Consider the following 18,197-nt stretch of genomic DNA (forward strand, 5'->3'; position numbering starts at 1 on the left):
TATTATTATTTACATATTATTTTAATTGTTTGTACATTATCTAAACTTCTTATTTTATTGTCCATTACAAAATAATAATCCTGATGTCCATTTCCCATACCTTCCTGCACATCTATAATATTCATTTTTTCATCATCTACATAAATTTGCATATGTTCTTTTGCAAAATCAGCATTTTGTGCTATCACATGATTGTCAATATTAATAGTATACATTTTATTTAATAGTGCCATCAGTTCTGACGTATATTCCATAACATTTTGATAAATAGCCAAGTCTAAATAAGTTTTACCATCCTTTGAGCCATACATAGAAATATTACTTAAATATTGATAATTTTCTCCTGATATTTCAAATTCTCCCAATTTATTTTTAATCAATTCTATTGTAAAACTTGAAATAACTTCTGTTCTATTTTGGTCATATTCCGTTTTAATATCTATTCTCCAATCTGGAACATAATCAAAACATATTTTTCTTTCCTCTGGATACCATACAACATCACCAAAATATTCTAAATAATCCATCAATATAATTGTTTTACCACCAATATTATAAGAAGGAACTTTCTGTCCTTCAAAACATGTTATAATATCTGTTTGATAGATGTTTTTAAAAAAAGTGCCTATTGTTTTATTAGTTTTTTGTGGCACATAATCAGCTGTAATTTTTTTTGTTTCATTATATTCTATTACTAATTGACGCAGCCATTCACTATAGTCTACATCAAAACCATACTTTTCCAAATCTTCAGCAACAATACCTGTATACCCGTTAATGTTGTAAGAAGGTATTGCTTTTCCATTTACATAAGCAACAATATCTGTATATACTGCTTTTTCTACCACTTTTGTAGTAGCATAGCTAATTGTATGAAATGAAATAAATGCACTACAAAATATAAATAACAATAATATATGTTTTTTTCTCATAAATATATCCCTTTCTAGTAAATTATTTGTATGTTATTTCAAACGATTGTATATTTTCTTTATTTTTTATATCGGTATCCAAATATAAATAATAATCATGATGGCCATTTCCTAGCCCTTCTCCTACAGATTTAATATTTATTTTTTCACCATTAACATATATTGTAACATGTTGATTTGCTATATCAGCATTTGGATATCTAATTTCACCTTCTTTGTCTATTGTTACAATGTCATATAACATACGACCAAGTTCAGTTGTTTGAGATAAAACTCTTTGATAAAGAGAAAAACGAATGTATAATCCTTGTTCTTTATCCCAGCTGAGCCTAATATCTGATATGTAATTTCTGTTTTCTCCAGTGCTGTCAAATGTTCCATTGCTATTTTTATTTGCTTTTATAGTAAAATCCAAAATTTCTTTTGAAGTATCTCCTTTATGGTCATCTTCTAAAGTAATTTCCCAATCAGGTGTATAATCAAAACAAATTTTTCTTTGGTCAGCGTACCATTTTACATCACCATAAATAGCAAGGTCATCTATAAAAATAAGTATTTTTCCATTGACATTATAAGAGTTAATTTCATGGCTATACATATTATTGATGTGTGTAATAATGCCAGAAGGAGATACTTCTTCAGATACAAAAGTATTTTCCAGTAATATGCCATCTGCTGTAACCTCTTTCCAACTACCGTCATAATAAATTTCTAAAGAAGTATTAGAAGTTTCGGGGTCAGTATAATAAAACACTTCAAAACCATATTCGTTCAAATCTTCAGCAACAATAGCAGTATTCCCGTTTATATTATAAGATGGTATTGGTATGCCATTAATATATGCTGTAATATCTGTATATTCTATTTTTAAAATTTTTTCAGTGTTTTCAACAGTATTACAGGAAATAATAAAAAATGATACTAAAATGGTATAAAGTGAAAATAATAAATTTTGTTTTTTCATAGCAATCCCCCTATTCACATAACAAAGTAACTATAGTCATTTTAGCATATATATTATTAAAGTACAAATAAAAAATCCCTTTGTTATGCAAAGGGATTTTTTATTCGATAAAGGGACAAAGGGGAATTATAAATTGCATTCAGCAATCCACTGAGAAAGTGATTGTTTTGTTTGGCTACCATTTAATAATTTACCTTTTTTCTAATGAAGCTGAGAATATTGCTTTTTTAAATCTTTTTCGCAGTTTTCAATATCGCTGCTGCCAGATGCTGCAAAAGGAATTATTATTTTACCAGTCAAATCATATGTTTCTATAAATGTATTTATAATCGTTGGAACAATATACCACTACACAGGAAAACCAATAAATATAGTATCATATTGTGTTATATTTAGTGTACCTTTTACTATAGGAGGACGAAAAGCACTATTATTCATTTTTATAGAACTACGGCTTTTATTATTTATCCAATCAATGTTTGCAGAAATATATGCAAGTTTTTGGCTTAATTTCATATAAATCAGTATTTGTCACTTTTGATAATGTTTCTGCAACTGTTTTTATAACACCACTTGCTCAAAAATATGCTACTAATATTTTTGACATACTAAATATTCCTTTTGATTTTATTTTTTAAATTTTTCAAAAATACTTTTTTTCTTTTCCTCTTGATGTTCTTTTGAAACATCTCCATCACCATAAAACTCTTTCAATAATTGTTTTTGTCTGTCTGTTAAAGAAGTTGGTATTTGCACTTTAAGTGTTACAACTAAATCTCCTTTTGATTTTTCATTTCTCAATTTTGGAGCACCTGCTCCTTTTAATGTAATTACTGTTTCAGGTTGTGTACCTGCTTTTATGTTATATTTTTGTTCACCATACATTGTTTTAATACTAATTTCATCGCCTAATGCAGCCTGTATAAATGAAATAGATACATCACAATATAAATTTAATCCTTTTCTTTTAAATACTTTATCAGACTCTACATAAATTGTAACAAGAAGGTCACCATATCCGCCACCTTTTTCTCCAATATCTCCTTTACCACTTAAGCGAATTGTTTGGCCACTGTCAATACCTGCTGGTATTTTGATTTCAAATGTTTTTGTTTTTCTTACTTTTCCAGCCCCTCTACAACTTGTGCAAGGGTCTTTGATTTGTTTTCCTGTACCTCCACAAGCAGAACAAGTTCTAACAGATGTCATAGCACCAAAAAGGGATTGCTGTGTTACTCTTTCTTGTCCAGTACCATTACATCTTTTACAAGTTTCTGCATGTGTGCCTGGTTTTGCACCTGTTCCATGACAAGTATCACATTCATCTGTTACTGGTACAGAAATCTCTTTTGTGCCTCCAAATATAGACTCTGAAAATGAAATCTGCATATTGATATGAATGTCATTTCCTCGTCTTGGGCCACTTCTTCTAGTACTACCACCACCGCCAAAGCCAAACATACTGAAAATATCACCAATATCTCCCATATCAAAGCTACTGCTGTAAAATCCACCGCCACCCATACCACTACTTGGGTCAAATGCCGCATGACCAAACTGGTCATATTGTGCTTTTTTCTGTGGGTCACTCAATATTTCATAAGCTTCTCCCAATTCTTTGAATTTTTCTTCTGCTTCTTTATTGCCAGGATTTGCATCTGGGTGATATTTTTTTGCTAATTTACGATATGCTTTTTTAATTTCGTCATCACTTGCACCTTTACTTACACCCAACACTTCGTAATAATCACGTTTGTCAGCCACTTGCTTCACCACCTAAAACCTTTCTTTCTACAAGTTAAAACCTTGAGAACTTCCAAACCACATCAACACCTATTTAGTATTCAAATATACTAAAAAGTATTGCATTTGTTTGGGAAATATTCCCAAGGTTACTTTTTTGTCTACTTTTGTGTCTATTTTCTCAATGTTATACGCATAGCATTTTCTATATTACAGTTCTTTTCCTTCTCCGTCAACTACATTATCATCTTGTGGTGCTGCACCTTCTGCATTTGCTGCACCTGCTGCTTGATACAATTTTTCAGAAATTTTATAAAATTCTTGTTTTAATGTTTCTGTAGCTGATTTTATATTTGAAACATCACTTTCTGTCATAGTAGCAGGTTCTAAGTCTTTTACTGCATCTTTTAATTGATTTAATGCACCTTCTACACTACTCTTTTCTGCATCATCAATTTTACCTTCTAAATCAGCTAATGCTTTTTCTGTTTGGAATATTAAAGAGTCAGCTTCATTTTTTGCATCAATAGCTTCTTTTCTCTTTCTATCTTCTTCTGCAAATTGTTCTGCTTCTTTTACTGCTTTTTCAATTTCTTCATCACTCAAATTAGAACCAGCAGTAATTGTAATTTTTTGTTCTTTTCCTGTACCTAAATCTTTGGCAGATACATTTACAATACCATTTGCATCAATATCAAATGCAACTTCAATTTGTGGTACGCCACGTCTTGCAGGAGCAATGCCATCTAATTTAAATTGTCCTAATGTCTTGTTATCTCTTGCTAATTGTCTTTCTCCTTGTACAACGTGAATATCTACCGCTGTTTGATTATCTTCTGCTGTAGAGAATATTTGTTTTTTACTTGTTGGTATAGTTGTATTTCTATCAATCAATTTTGTAGCAACACCACCTAATGTTTCAATACCAAGTGAAAGTGGTGTTACGTCTAACAATAATACACTTCCTGCACCTTGTTCTCCAGAAAGTTTACCACCTTGTATTGATGCACCTACTGCAACACATTCGTCTGGGTTAATGCCTTTGAATGGGTCTTTTCCTGTAAATTTCTTTACTGCATCTTGTACTGCTGGTATTCTTGTAGAACCACCTACTAACAATACTTTATCAATATCACTTGCTGTCAAATCTGCATCAGATAATGCTTGACGTACAGGTGTCATTGTTCTATCTACTAAATCACTTGTTAATTCATCAAATTTTGCTCTAGACAGTGTCACATCTAAATGTTTTGGGCCATCTTGGTTCATTGTGATAAATGGCAGATTGATATTTGTTGTTGTTGTTGTTGAAAGTTCTTTTTTTGCTTTTTCTGCTGCTTCTTTCAATCTCTGCATAGCCATTTTATCTTTGCTCAAATCCATATTTTCTACTCTTTTAAATTCCTCTATTAAGAAGTTGATTACTTTATTATCAAAATCATCTCCACCTAAACGAGTATCACCATTTGTAGCCAATACTTCTATAACACCATCGCCAATTTCAATAATGGAAACGTCGAATGTACCGCCACCTAAATCATATACCATTATTTTTTGTTCTTGTTCATTGTCAAGACCATAAGCAAGTGCTGCCGCTGTTGGTTCATTTATAATTCTCTTTACATCTAATCCTGCAATTTTACCTGCATCTTTTGTTGCTTGTCTTTGTGCGTCATTGAAATAAGCTGGTACAGTAATGACTGCTTCAGTAACTTTTTCTCCTAAATAACTTTCTGCATCTGCTTTTAATTTTTGCAATACCATAGCAGAAATTTCTTGTGGAGAATATTGCTTTCCTTCAATAGACACTTTATAGCTATTTCCCATTTCTCTTTTAATAGAACTAATTGTATTGTCTGGATTTGTAATTGCTTGACGTTTTGCAGTTTCACCAACTAAACGCTCTCCATTTTTTGCAAAACCAACTACAGATGGTGTTGTTCTTGCACCGTCAGAGTTTACAATAACAACAGGCTGACCACCTTCCATTACTGCTACACATGAATTTGTTGTTCCTAAGTCAATACCAATAATTTTACCCATAATATATATTCCTCCTAATATAAAACCATTCTTTGTTATTTTAATTTATCATTTATACGAAACTGCTTTACAATTTGCAGTATTATTTTAATTTGCTACTTTTACCATACTGTGACGAATTACTTTATCTTTATATTTATATCCTTTCTGCATTTCTAGCATAATAATATTTTCACCATATTCTTCATTATCTTCATGTGCTACAGCTGCGTGCAAATTAGGATTAAATGTTTCACCTAGTGCTTTAATTGGTTCTACTCCCATTGTTGTCAATATTTCTTGAAATTGTTTGAGTGTCATTGCAACGCCTTTATAAAAACTATCTTCTGCATTGTTTTCACATTCTACTGCTACAGCTCTTTCTAAATTATCTATAACAGGAAGCAGTTTTTCTACTGTACTCCTTACACCATCATCATACATACTTGCTTTTTCTTTTATAGTTCTTTTTCTAAAATTATCAAATTCAGCAAAACATCTTTGATATTTATCCAGATAATCTGCACATTGTGCTTCTAATTTTGTTATAATGTCCTGTTGTGTTTGTTCTTGTTGTTCTTGCTGCACAGCATCTTCTTCTGTTGTATCAGCTTGTTCTTGTGTGGTTTGTTGTAATTCTTGCTTTTCTGTTTCTATTTCCTCTACTTCTTTATCCTTTTCTTCCAAAAGTAAAACCTCTTTTCTTTTTCTACTTTAATTTGCTATATTTGCTAAGTATCATTTTTATTTTCTACTAATGCTTGTAACACATTTTCTATATTTTTTACCATACCATTGAGTACTGATACCACTTGAGAATAATCCATTCTGGTAGGCCCTAATATGCCTATTGTTCCTCTTGTACCATTTCCCATTTTATACGTTGTTGTGATAACACTACAATCTTTTATACTTTGTAAACTATTTTCGCTGCCTATCATAATTTGAACGTCATCATTTTTTTGCTCTTGAAGTAATGTAATTAAAACATCTTTTTGTTCTAATGTTTGAAAAAGTGATTTTGCTCTTTGTATATCACTAAATTCAGGAAATGCCAATATATTTTTTGTACCACTTAAATGTACCTGCATACTTTCTGCACTTGTTGCTGTCTTTTGTATTGCAGATAACAGCATAGGTAATATATAACTATATTCCTGTAATTCTCTCCTTAACAATGTAATAATACACTCATCAATGTCTTCTATTGTACAGCCTTTCAATATGTTGTTAATACAACTTCCCATTTCAAACAGCTTTTTTTCTTCTGGTACTGTAGATAATTTTAATATATGATTTTTAATATAATTTCCATCTGTTGCAACCATCAATATAATGGACTCACTGTCAAGAGGTAACAATCTAATTTGTTTTAATTTTGCACATGTAAATATAGGCTCAGAAATTAATGCTGTATAATTAGTTAGCATAGAAATTACTTTTGCTGTTTCCTCCATAAGATAATCAATCTGACTAATATTTGTAGTAGCAACACTTTTTAAAAGCTGCTGTTCTTGTGGTGTCAACTCTTTTTTCTGCATTAATCTGTCCACATAAAGTCTATAGCCTAAATCTGACGGAATTCTACCCGCTGAAGCATGGGGTTGTATAATAAAGCCCATTTCTTCCAAATCACTCATTTCATTACGAATAGTAGCAGAACTAATACCTAAATTATATTTTTTTGCAATGGTTCTCGAACCTACAGGCTCTGCTGTTGCAATATAGTCATTGATGATTGCTTGCAATATTTGTATTTTTCTATCATTCAATGCCATATTGTCAACTCCTTCCTTTTGTTTGTTAGCACTCAATGATGTCGAGTGCTAATTTCTATTCTTAAAATAACACTTGACTTAAAATATGTCAAGTGTTTTTTTACTTTTTATATTTTATTTTTTTCAAAAATATACTATACTAATCTATCATAATATATTAATTACCATATTTTATACTATTGCTAGAAAGGAAGTTTATTATGAACAGTCTTTATATTCATATTCCATTTTGTATCCAAAAATGCCTATATTGCGATTTTACTTCTTTTGCCAACAAAGAATATTTATATGCTGACTATACAGATATACTAATAAAAGAACTGATACAAAAAGCTACTCTATGTCATAATGAAGTAATACATACTATATTTTTTGGAGGTGGAACACCTACAATACTGCCTATTTCTTTTTTACAAAAAATAATGAATACTATTTTTCAGTATTACAACGTTTTAAATAATGCAGAAATTACTATAGAAGCAAATCCAGGTACACTATCTAGTTCTGTATTGTCTGCATTGCATACTATGGGATTTTGTCGCATTAGCATAGGTTTACAAGCTTGGCAAAATGAACTTTTGCAGAAATTAGGCAGAATACATAATCGTACTACATTTTTAAAAAACTATGACAATGCTAGAAAAGCTGGTTTTGAAAATATTAATATTGACATTATGTTCTCATTACCAGAGCAAACATATAGTCAATGGCAGCAAACACTTTATAGTATATTACATTTACAGCCAGAACATATTTCTGCTTACAGCCTTATTATAGAAGAAGGTACACCTTTTTACCATTTCTATCAACAAAATAAGCTTTTACTTCCAAAAGAACAAACAGACAGAGCAATGTATCATCTTACACAACAACTTTTAGCACAATATGGTTATCATCAATATGAAATCTCTAATTTTTGTAAAAAAGGTTATGAAAGTCGTCACAATAAAGTCTATTGGCAAACAAAACAATATCTAGGATTTGGATTAGGAGCACATTCTTATTACAAAAACAAACGTTTTTACAACACATATGATATGCAAAAATATATACAATCAAAAGGAAATACATCTTTATTGACAGGAGGTGTAGAACATTTGACAATAGAACAACTTCAAAGTGAATTTATGTTTATGGGACTACGTATGACAAAAGGCATTTCTGAATATACTTTTCAAAAAAGATTTGGTGTCAGCATAGACAGTATTTACGGAAAGCAACTTTCGTTATTGATAGAACAAAAATTATTGCAAAAACAGCAAGGACATTATTATTTGACAAATAAAGGAATAGATTTAAGTAATATAGTATTTTGTGCTTTTGTATGATAAAAAATGATATAAAAAACAATTTTCGTCAGCATATTGTTTTTTTATTGAATATTTGACAATTTCCCGTTATACTTAAATATAGTTTAAAGTATTATATTTTGTAAAGGAGTTTGTCACTATGTTTCATTCTACAGATGTTTCGCCAGCGTTAGGCAATATCACGCCAAAGCAGACGGTAGAGCCTACCAAAACATCTCATAACAATATTTTAAAAGGAGTACTTACTGTCATTCGTTATATTTGCTTTTTGCCTTATCCTTATTTATTAACAGCATTAGCAAATTGTATTTCTTCTTATGACATCAATACTATTTCTTTTTTAATGGAAAATAGAACAGGTGCTTTTTATTTTGGATTAATAATTACTTCTGTGCTTTTTATATCGTTATGTTTGATTTTTTCCAGAGCATGGCTAGCAGGAAGTATATTAGGTATTTGTTATACCACACTTGCATTAGCAGACAATATTAAATTTTCAATATTACAGGAACATTTGCTTCCTTGGGATTTGCTTTTGAGTAAAAATATAGAAGATTTTCAACCTTTTTTAAAAGCATTACATATCACGCCTATTATGATATTGCTTTTATTTTCTCCTGTATTGTATAGTATATTGCTTTTACCTAGAAAACCTAAATCATACTCTAAAAAATACTTGCGTTTTATTACTTTTTTATTAGGAATAGTAATATTTACTGGTACAGGTATATTTTTAACAAACAATACTATGAGAATGAGTTACACAAAATGGTTTGATATTTCTGTAAATGATACTTCCACACAACAGAGCAATTATTATAAAAATGGTTTTTTAACTGCTTTTTTACTAAATATAGGTTACTTAAATATTGATGCACCTTCTCACTATGGTAAAAGTGCCATAGAACAGCTTAAAAAAGAATATTCACCTGCTGTACCCTATGCGGATTTTATAAAACCAGATGTCATAGTGATATTGTCTGAGTCTTTTTGGGATATGACAACATTGCCTAATACAACATTTTCGCAACACCCTCTAGAAAATTACAATGCTTTGTCACAAAATTATCCTAGTGGTACTATGATTTCAAGCACATTTGGAGGAGGAACAGCACGCCCTGAATTTGAAGTTCTTACAGGTATGACAACATCGCCTATGCCAGCAGGTTCTTTTCCTTATCAACAATATATGCAAAAAGATGTATTTTCATTTGCTCGTTATTTTAAAAATATGGGATATGACACTATAGGTTTACATACTTATGACAATACATTCTATGAAAGAAATAAAGCATATCCTTACATGGGATTTGATGAATTTAGAGGGCAAAGCCAACTAAAAACAGAATTATGGTGGAACAGCGGCCCTTATTTGACAGATGAAACACTTATAGATGAAATACAAAAAGAATTAGAACAATCACGTAACAATAGTGTTTTTTTGTTTGGTATTACAATGGAAAATCATAGCCTTTATCAAAACAAATTTGAAAAACAAGATTTAACTATAAAAGTACAAAATGATAATTGTTCTGCACAAGAAATCAATGCACTAGAGAATTTTGCAAAAGGAGTAAGCGACTCTGATAAAGCATTAAAACAACTTTATGATTACATTATGACAAGGCAAAAACCTACAGTAGTACTTTGGTTTGGTGACCACTTGCCTACATTAGGAAACGATTTTACTCCTTATACTACTACAGGTGCATTACATAGTAGTGAAGCAGAAAACTGGACAGAAAAAGAAATTGAGTATATGTTCTCTACTCCTTATATTGTATTTGCCAATTATGATACAGGGAAAGATTATATAGCAGACAAACAAGCAGTAACTTCTTATATGTTAATGCCTCTGCTTTTAAAGTATATCAATGCTCCTGAAACAGTACAAAGTAATATGTTATTAGATTTATATAAAACTTGTCCTGTTATTCACAGCAAATACAATTTATATCAGCCAAATATTGACCCTGAAAAAACAAAAAAATTAACAGATGCACTTTGGCTCATAACATATGACCAACTTTTAGGAGAAGATTTTATTAATCAATAATTTCTAATAAAACAAAACTATATTAAAAACGTATCATTATAATATAAAATATTAAAAAATACTTATTATAGTAAATAAGAAAGGAGATAAAACATCATGAATAGAACAAAACAGCTGCTTTGTATTTGTTTTTCTGCAATACTTGCTTCAAGCACTGTTACAACAGCATTTGCAGCAGTACACAATGATATTAAAAATAATTGGACACAAAACACCAAAAATATGATAACAGCACAAGCCTCCTCTGAAACGGAAAGCAATACAATAATATTACAAAAAAGTACCATGCAAAATCAGATAATAAATGGTAATTTAACAATACCTACTTCTAATAACAACGAACAAATTATATTAGAGCATATCACTGTTACAGGTTCTGTTTTTGTGCAAGGCGGCGGAACAATTAACATAAGAGGCTGTAATATCAACAATATACAAGTACAAAAACAAAATGTCATAATAGATAGTGATATTTCAAGCAACATCAATACTATGCAGATTTGTACCAATGCACATATCAAAGGAAATAGTTATAAAAATGTTTTCATTTCAGAAAATGTTGTTTCTACTGTAAAAGTAGATGCGGACATAGAGCTATTAGAAATTAACACACCTTCTTCTATTACATTGCTGTCAAATGCACAAATACAAACATTACAAATTTCTAGTAATGCACCAAATACGTCCATTAATTTTTTACAAAATGCACAAGTAAAAAATTGTATATTATATGCAAAAACAAAAATCACTGGTACAGCAGGAAAAATTAATGAATTAACAGCTTATGTCAATGATATAGAAACAGATATTAAACCAGAACAGCTTTATTTAAAACAAAATGCAAATAAAATTACTTATACAACAAGAGAAAATATAGCAAACTCTTCTACTGCTAAAACAGCAACATCAAAAGAAAATTTAATATTGAATACAGATGGACAGGGATTTAATGCTACAGCAAAAACATATCAAAATGCTACTATAAAAGCACAAAATGCCACACTTTATAATGCTGTAATTGAAAAAGATGTCACAATACAAGATGTTATCAAAAATACTTCTGCAACATTAAAAGATGTTACAGTAAAAGGCAATGTAAATATTTATGGTGGCAGAGATGCTGTTTATATCGAAAACTGTAATATACAAAATGATGTGATATCTTATCGTAAAGACAGAACACCTGTTACATTATTTTTTGATAGCAATACTAATGTTTCTGGTAATATTGCTATTAGAGGAAATACTATATTAAAAGGTGACCGCTATACCATACTGAAAAATGTACTTGTAGAGCAATATACTGGCAGAAAATTAGAAATAGACACTAATATTAAAAATATCACTTTTGATACTACAGCAGTAGAAGTACAATTAAATCAAAACAAAAAAATACAAACACTTAATATTTCTAATGTACCAAATACATTAAAAATAAATATGGCAGAAGGTTCTGTAATAGAAGAACTTTATGCTGATACCAATATAGAAATTACTGGTACAGGAACAATACAAAAACTTATTACAAATAAACAGTCAAATATCGCTTCCACTATTATGGTAGGCGAACATTCAGATGGTTTTATTTCTGTAACAGGCATTGAAAATGTGCCCACAAGTATGTATCAGGGAAAAAGTATTACATTATCTGGTGCTGTAGTACCTCATAACGCAAATAAACAAGCAATACGTTGGAGTATTAAAGATGCTGGAAATACAGGTGCAGCTATTTCTAATGGTAATGTACTTACTGCTTATTCAGAAGGAAGTATAATTGTAACAGCACAGGTATTTCATGGAATGGGCAATGCAAAACATTTTACACAAGATTTTATAATCAATGTAGAAGATGAATTCAAAAATTTTGTAAAAACAGAAGATATTATAATGACTTCTCCTACAGTATGGGATATTGATGAACCTCTTGTTTTAACAGGATATGTTACACCTTCTAATGCAACACATAATTTTATACAGTGGAGTATCCAAAACGACGGCAACACAAAATCAAAAATAACAAATAACGAATTAACTGCTCAGCGTACAGGTGTTGTTACAATATGTGCTACAGTAGAAAAAGGCGTTGACGGTACTTCTGATATTACAAAAGAATTTCAAATCAATATCATACCTATAGAAGAAAAATATACAAAAGTAAACAATATTGTACTTAATACACCAACTACTTGCAAATCAGGTGAAATGTTACAGCTTTCTGGTACAATACAGCCTAACAATGCCAATGCTAAAGAGATACAGTGGAGAATTGTAGATGCTGGCACTACAGGTGCATATATACAAAATCATACCAATTTATACACCAGAACAGCAGGAAATATTGTTATTTCTGCTACAGTATATGGTGGTGCTGGAAACAGTTATTCTAAAACATATTATCAAGAATTTAATATTATTGTAAAATAAAAAATTCCCCTTTGAATTTCAATTCAAAGGGGTTTATTATTTATTTCTTGTTTTCAATAATTTGTTGATATTGCTGTTGTGTGATTTTACCCAGTGCTACATATCTTAATAATTGGTCTTTTCTTACAAAATTTCTTTCATATTTTTGTTTCAATATTTCATACATTATTATTTTCCTCCTTGTAATATTTTCAGTTCCAATTCTGTCACTTTCTGAGTAATTTCATGTCTTTCTGACTGTGCCTCATAATTTTGTAATTCCAACTCTGCAATACTTTGCATTATCATTTCAGTATCAGACTGTATTTGTGTCTGTTGTTCTTTTTTTACTTCCTCCCAAACACCATTAACATATTTCTTTGTTAATGGTGAAGGTTCCTCATCTGTCAAAGGTATCATATTTTCTGCAATCACTTCTCCAGATAAAAAGGAGTCTGCAATACAAATGTCATTTTCATTAATTTGTGCATATCTCACTGATAATTCCTCCTTATTATTAAGTATAATTTTAATAAAATTCTACAACTTGATAACCAACAGTTCCTGCACCTATTGTAAGACTTGCACGTCCTGCACAATAATTAAAATAAGTTGATGCAACTGTACCTACATACCCTCTTACAGCAGAAGAACTATTACTATATCCTGCACTCAAACCACCATTTATAATAACAAACGTTTTTTGAGGATTAACTGTCGAAATAGTGATTTTAGTCGTTTTTACTGTTTCTACACTAAAGTCTTCTACAAAACTTCCCCTTTGTATACTTTTAATTCCTACACCACCAGATACTTTACTTAAAAGTGCATTTAGTTTTGCCATAACACTTCCTGCTGTTGCAGTACCTCCTGTACTACCTGTTGTACCTATAGCACTATTTATAGTGTCAATTTTTACTGCTCTTGCATTTGTCCAGTCTGTCAATAGTTTATTTAATTTTGCCATAGCTGTTCCAGCATTTGATGTTCCCCCAGTATTTGCTGCTTGTCCTATCAATTCTTTTATATCTACTTCATTTTGTAAAGAAGCATTCAATTTTGCCATAACAGTTCCAGCTTGTGTTGTACCACCTGTATTCGCTGTTGCACCAATGACATTATTTATTGTATCAATTTTACTAGCCCTACTATTTGTCCAGTCTGATAACATTTTGTTTAATTTCGCCATAACACTTCCTGAAGAAGCAGTTCCTCCAGTATTTGATGTTTGTCCTATCAATTCTTTTATGCTATCTATATCAATTTCTGTATCATCATTTTTATCCAACACAGCATTTAGCTTTGCCATAACAGTACCTTCTGTATTTGTGCCTCCTGTGTCTGTTTTTGTACCAATTAAACCACTAATGTCTACTACTGCTTCATTTAATTGTATTGTTTTTTGGTCTAATTTATCTAGTTCTATATCTACAATATCCATATTTCCATTGATATGTTCTATGTCATAAAAGTCTTTATCATCTGGTTTTAATAAATGATAGTTTTTAGTATATGAGCCATATTCTGAATTCATTATTTTTCCCCTTTCTTTTTTGAACTATTTTAAAAAATGATTTCTCTTGACCAAGATAAATTTATACTAAAAAATAAAAAGTATCAAAAAGTATCAATTTTTCTATTAATATGTAAAACAGTATAAAAATAAAAAGCTATGGTTAAATTTATATTGATAATAATAAATATTTTTTTAATTTTATTATTATTATGACACAAAATAATAACAGTACTGTTTGTAGCTATTGCATTTTTACCATGAAATTGTTATAATTTTAAAGATTATGGAGAATAAAGGAGCACCTTTTTTAGGAGGAACAATATTATGCTAGAATTAAAAAATATATCCTATTCTGCGGAAGGCAAAGAGGGAATATTAAAAAATATTAGTTTAAACATTGAAGACAATCAATTTGTTGTTATTACAGGACCAAACGGTGGTGGAAAATCTACTTTAGCAAAAATGATTGCAGGCATTATCTCACCACAGAGCGGACAAATTATATTAGATGGACAAGACATTACAACACTTTCTATTACAGACAGAGCAAAAGCAGGCATTAGTTTTGCTTTTCAGCAGCCTGTTCGTTTTAAAGGTGTTACAGTACACGATTTAATATCACTTTCTTCTGGCAAAGATTTGAGTACTGTTGCAGCTTGTCAATATCTTTCAGAAGTAGGACTTTGTGCTAGAGATTATATTGATAGAGAAGTCAATGCAAGCCTTTCTGGAGGAGAATTAAAAAGAATTGAAATTGCAACTGTTTTGGCAAGGAAAACAAAAGTCAGTTTATTTGATGAACCAGAAGCAGGTATTGATTTATGGAGCTTTAAAAATTTGATAAATGTTTTTGAAAAAATGCACCAAGAAATACAAGGTTCTATTGTAATTATTTCTCATCAAGAAAGAATATTAAACATTGCTGATAAAATTATTGTTATAAGCAATGGAGAAATTACAAAACAAGGTACAAAGCAAGAAGTATTACCTAGTCTTTTATGTCAAACAGAAGGTTGCCGCTTTATGAAGGAGGAACAATGAAATGGATACAGTATTAAAATCACTTTTAGAGCAGGTTGCTGATTTACATGATATTCCTGTTGGTGCTTATAACATACGTAATAATGGTCAAAGCGAAGGTAGAAATTCCACAGCAAGCATACAAATTGTACCAAAAACAGATGGAAAATCTGGTATTGATATTATTGTAAAAGAAAATACTAAAAATGAAAGTGTTCATATTCCTGCTATTATTACACAAGCAGGTGTAAATGATTTAGTATATAATGATTTTTATATTGGAGAAAATGCTGATATTGTAATTGTTGCAGGTTGTGGCGTTCATAATAGTGGAGAAGAGGCTTCTATACATGAAGGAATACATCGCTTCTTTTTGAGCAAAAATGCTAAAGTAAAATATATAGAAAAACACGTTGGAGAAGGAGAAGGTACAGGAGAAAGAATTATAAATCCTCAAACACATATTGAAGCTGGAGAAAACAGCTATATGGAAATGGACACTGTACAAATGAAAGGTGTAGACTCTACTAATAGAGTATCTACAGCAAAATTAGCTGATGGTGCAACACTTGTAATAAAAGAAAAAATTATGACACACGGCAAACAAACTGCAGAAACTTCTTTTGAGGTAGAATTAGATGGAAAAAATTCTAGTGCAAATTTAATTTCTCGTTCTGTAGCAAAAGATAATTCAAAACAAGTATTTCGTTCTATTATTAACGGAAATGATCAATGTTATGGACATTCTGAATGTGATGCTATTATTATGGATAATGGTATTGTAGCAGCAATACCAGAAATTACAGCAAATCATTTAGATGCCACACTCATACATGAAGCAGCAATAGGCAAAATTGCTGGCGACCAATTAATAAAACTAATGTCATTAGGACTAACAGAAAAAGAAGCAGAACAGCAAATTATAAATGGATTTTTAAAATAGTTTATTTATCAACAACAAACAGTATTTTGCAATCACACATACAGTATACTACTATTGGCTGTCACTATGTTTTTTTTGGGAAAAGGGCAATTTACAAAAAGTCAGCCTATTGTAATTGTCTGCTTGGTTAAAAAAACAAGCAGACAATAAGCCCCACATTTTAACAATATTGGAGGAAAAAATATGGAAAATATACATAAGAAAATTGGTATTATAGGTGGTGGACAACTAGGTAAAATGATGATACAAGAAGCAAAAAAAATGGGCTTTTATGTTGCAGTATTAGACCCTACACCAAAATGTCCTGCTCACACATTAGTAGATGAACATATTGTTGCAAATTTTGATGATAAAGAAGCAATTAGAAGTTTAGCAGAAAAAACAGATGTATTGACATATGAATTTGAGCATATTGATGCGGATATACTTCAAAAATTAGAAAAAGAAGGTAAAAAAGTATATCCTACTGCCAAAAGCTTAAAAGTAATACAAAATAAATATGCACAAAAAAAATTAATATTAGAACGTGGTTTACCTACACCTGCATTTTGTGCAGTTTCTTCAGAAAGAGATATCGCAAACGCAGCAGAAAAATTCGGTTATCCTATTATGCTTAAAACTTGCACAGGAGGTTATGATGGAAAAGGTAATTTTTTGCTGAAAAACAAAGAAGAAATACCAAAAGCATATGCAGAATTAGGAAAAGGAAAATTAAATTTAATGGCAGAAAAGTTTTTTCCATTTACAGTAGAAATTTCTGTGCTTGCTTGTAGAGGCATAAAAGGTGAAATCAAAGTCTATCCTGTAGCAGAAAATATTCATAAAGATAGTATATTATCTGAAACAAGAGTACCTGCCAGCATTTCAAAACATGTTATACCAAAAGCAATGGAAGTAGCAAAAAAAGTAATGGAAGTATTTCAAGGAGTAGGTATGTTTTGTGTAGAAATGTTTGTAGATAAAGAAGAAAACATAGCAGTTAATGAAGTTGCACCAAGACCACACAATTCTGGACACTATACCATAGAAGCCTGTGCTACTAGCCAATTTGAACAGCACATCAGAGCTATCACAGGACTGCCTTTAGGTTCTTCAGAATTATTAAAGCCTGTTGTCATGCGAAACTTATTAGGAGAAGTAGGAAGTACAGGAAAAACACATATATCTGGAGCAGATACTGCACTAGCAATAGAGGGAGTTTATCTGCATATTTACGGAAAAGGAGAATGTAGACCAAATCGTAAAATGGGACATATTACAACTATTGCAGATAGTATGTCACAGGCATTAAGAAAAGCAGAAATGGCAAAACGTGCTATCAAAATTTATGGAAAATAAACATTGTAATCTATTTTATGATATTGATTATTTCAAATGTTTATTGATGTCTAGTAAAAAAGAAAGATGGAAATTTCTCTATCTTTCTTTTTTATTTTTTTCAAAAGAATTGTACAAAATAATAACATTTATGATATAATATCAAATTGGAGACTTGGAAGATTTTGAAAAG

General features: G+C 30.5%; 16 protein-coding genes and 1 pseudogene. 6 read left to right on the plus strand and 11 right to left on the minus strand.

Annotated features, from left to right (window positions below; translation table 11 throughout):
- Positions 1–5: 5 nt before the first annotated feature.
- The 8 genes and pseudogenes from C820_RS02210 to hrcA all read right to left on the minus strand — a co-directional run bounded on the left by C820_RS02210 (position 6) and on the right by hrcA (position 7,439).
- Positions 6–932, minus strand: a complete 927-nt coding sequence (locus C820_RS02210) for a hypothetical protein (RefSeq protein WP_004035726.1) — start codon at positions 930–932, stop codon at positions 6–8.
- Positions 933–954: 22 nt separating this feature from the next.
- Complete coding sequence (locus C820_RS02215; protein WP_004035724.1) at positions 955–1,896, minus strand: hypothetical protein; 942 nt, start codon at positions 1,894–1,896, stop codon at positions 955–957.
- Between the two features lie 201 nt (positions 1,897–2,097).
- A pseudogene (locus C820_RS14520) lies at positions 2,098–2,412 on the minus strand (flavodoxin).
- A complete protein-coding gene (locus tag C820_RS14525; RefSeq protein ID WP_207635779.1) occupies positions 2,369–2,461 on the minus strand; it encodes a hypothetical protein in 93 nt (30 codons plus the stop codon). Before C820_RS14525 ends, C820_RS14520 begins: the two are co-directional and overlap by 44 nt.
- Positions 2,462–2,523: 62 nt before the next feature.
- On the minus strand, positions 2,524–3,660 hold the full coding sequence (gene dnaJ, locus C820_RS02220) for a molecular chaperone DnaJ (protein ID WP_004035723.1): 1,137 nt from the start codon (positions 3,658–3,660) through the stop codon (positions 2,524–2,526).
- A 189-nt stretch (positions 3,661–3,849) separates the two neighbouring features.
- Complete coding sequence (dnaK, locus tag C820_RS02225; protein ID WP_004035721.1) at positions 3,850–5,682, minus strand: molecular chaperone DnaK; 1,833 nt, start codon at positions 5,680–5,682, stop codon at positions 3,850–3,852.
- An 87-nt stretch (positions 5,683–5,769) separates the two neighbouring features.
- The gene (gene grpE / locus C820_RS02230; RefSeq protein WP_004035719.1) at positions 5,770–6,348 is read right to left on the minus strand and encodes a nucleotide exchange factor GrpE; all 579 of its coding nucleotides are present in this window, start codon (positions 6,346–6,348) and stop codon (positions 5,770–5,772) included.
- Between the two features lie 44 nt (positions 6,349–6,392).
- The gene (gene hrcA / locus C820_RS02235; RefSeq protein WP_004035717.1) at positions 6,393–7,439 is read right to left on the minus strand and encodes a heat-inducible transcriptional repressor HrcA; all 1,047 of its coding nucleotides are present in this window, start codon (positions 7,437–7,439) and stop codon (positions 6,393–6,395) included.
- Positions 7,440–7,639: 200 nt separating this feature from the next.
- Here hrcA and hemW point away from each other — a divergent pair, with 200 nt between their 5' ends.
- The 3 genes from hemW to C820_RS02250 all read left to right on the plus strand — a co-directional run bounded on the left by hemW (position 7,640) and on the right by C820_RS02250 (position 13,229).
- Positions 7,640–8,767 carry a radical SAM family heme chaperone HemW gene (hemW, locus tag C820_RS02240; RefSeq protein ID WP_004035715.1) on the plus strand — a complete coding sequence of 376 codons (1,128 nt, stop codon included), beginning with the start codon at positions 7,640–7,642 and terminating at the stop codon, positions 8,765–8,767.
- Positions 8,768–8,888: 121 nt separating this feature from the next.
- A complete protein-coding gene (locus C820_RS02245) occupies positions 8,889–10,805 on the plus strand; it encodes an LTA synthase family protein (RefSeq protein WP_004035713.1) in 1,917 nt (638 codons plus the stop codon).
- A 96-nt stretch (positions 10,806–10,901) separates the two neighbouring features.
- On the plus strand, positions 10,902–13,229 hold the full coding sequence (locus C820_RS02250; RefSeq protein ID WP_004035711.1) for a hypothetical protein: 2,328 nt from the start codon (positions 10,902–10,904) through the stop codon (positions 13,227–13,229).
- 40 nt (positions 13,230–13,269) lie between these two features.
- On the opposite strand, the gene C820_RS02255 is transcribed toward C820_RS02250, so the two are convergent.
- The 3 genes from C820_RS02255 to C820_RS02265 are packed head-to-tail and all read right to left on the minus strand — an operon-like array spanning position 13,270 to position 14,742.
- A complete protein-coding gene (locus tag C820_RS02255; protein WP_004035707.1) occupies positions 13,270–13,395 on the minus strand; it encodes an XkdX family protein in 126 nt (41 codons plus the stop codon).
- 2 nt (positions 13,396–13,397) lie between these two features.
- Positions 13,398–13,706: a hypothetical protein gene (locus C820_RS02260; RefSeq protein WP_004035705.1), complete on the minus strand. Its 309-nt coding sequence runs from the start codon at positions 13,704–13,706 to the stop codon at positions 13,398–13,400.
- Between the two features lie 31 nt (positions 13,707–13,737).
- Positions 13,738–14,742: a hypothetical protein gene (locus C820_RS02265; protein WP_004035701.1), complete on the minus strand. Its 1,005-nt coding sequence runs from the start codon at positions 14,740–14,742 to the stop codon at positions 13,738–13,740.
- A 306-nt stretch (positions 14,743–15,048) separates the two neighbouring features.
- Here C820_RS02265 and C820_RS02270 point away from each other — a divergent pair, with 306 nt between their 5' ends.
- The 3 genes from C820_RS02270 to C820_RS02280 all read left to right on the plus strand — a co-directional run bounded on the left by C820_RS02270 (position 15,049) and on the right by C820_RS02280 (position 18,025).
- Positions 15,049–15,765, plus strand: a complete 717-nt coding sequence (locus tag C820_RS02270) for an ABC transporter ATP-binding protein (RefSeq protein ID WP_004035694.1) — start codon at positions 15,049–15,051, stop codon at positions 15,763–15,765.
- A gap of 1 nt (position 15,766) precedes the next feature.
- Positions 15,767–16,687, plus strand: a complete 921-nt coding sequence (locus C820_RS02275) for a SufB/SufD family protein (protein WP_004035692.1) — start codon at positions 15,767–15,769, stop codon at positions 16,685–16,687.
- Between the two features lie 183 nt (positions 16,688–16,870).
- Positions 16,871–18,025 carry a 5-(carboxyamino)imidazole ribonucleotide synthase gene (locus C820_RS02280; RefSeq protein WP_004035690.1) on the plus strand — a complete coding sequence of 385 codons (1,155 nt, stop codon included), beginning with the start codon at positions 16,871–16,873 and terminating at the stop codon, positions 18,023–18,025.
- The last annotated feature ends 172 nt before the right edge of the window (positions 18,026–18,197 follow it).

The sequence above is a fragment of the Clostridium sp. MD294 genome (assembly GCF_000364165.2).
GTDB lineage: Bacteria > Bacillota > Clostridia > Lachnospirales > Anaerotignaceae > Coprocola.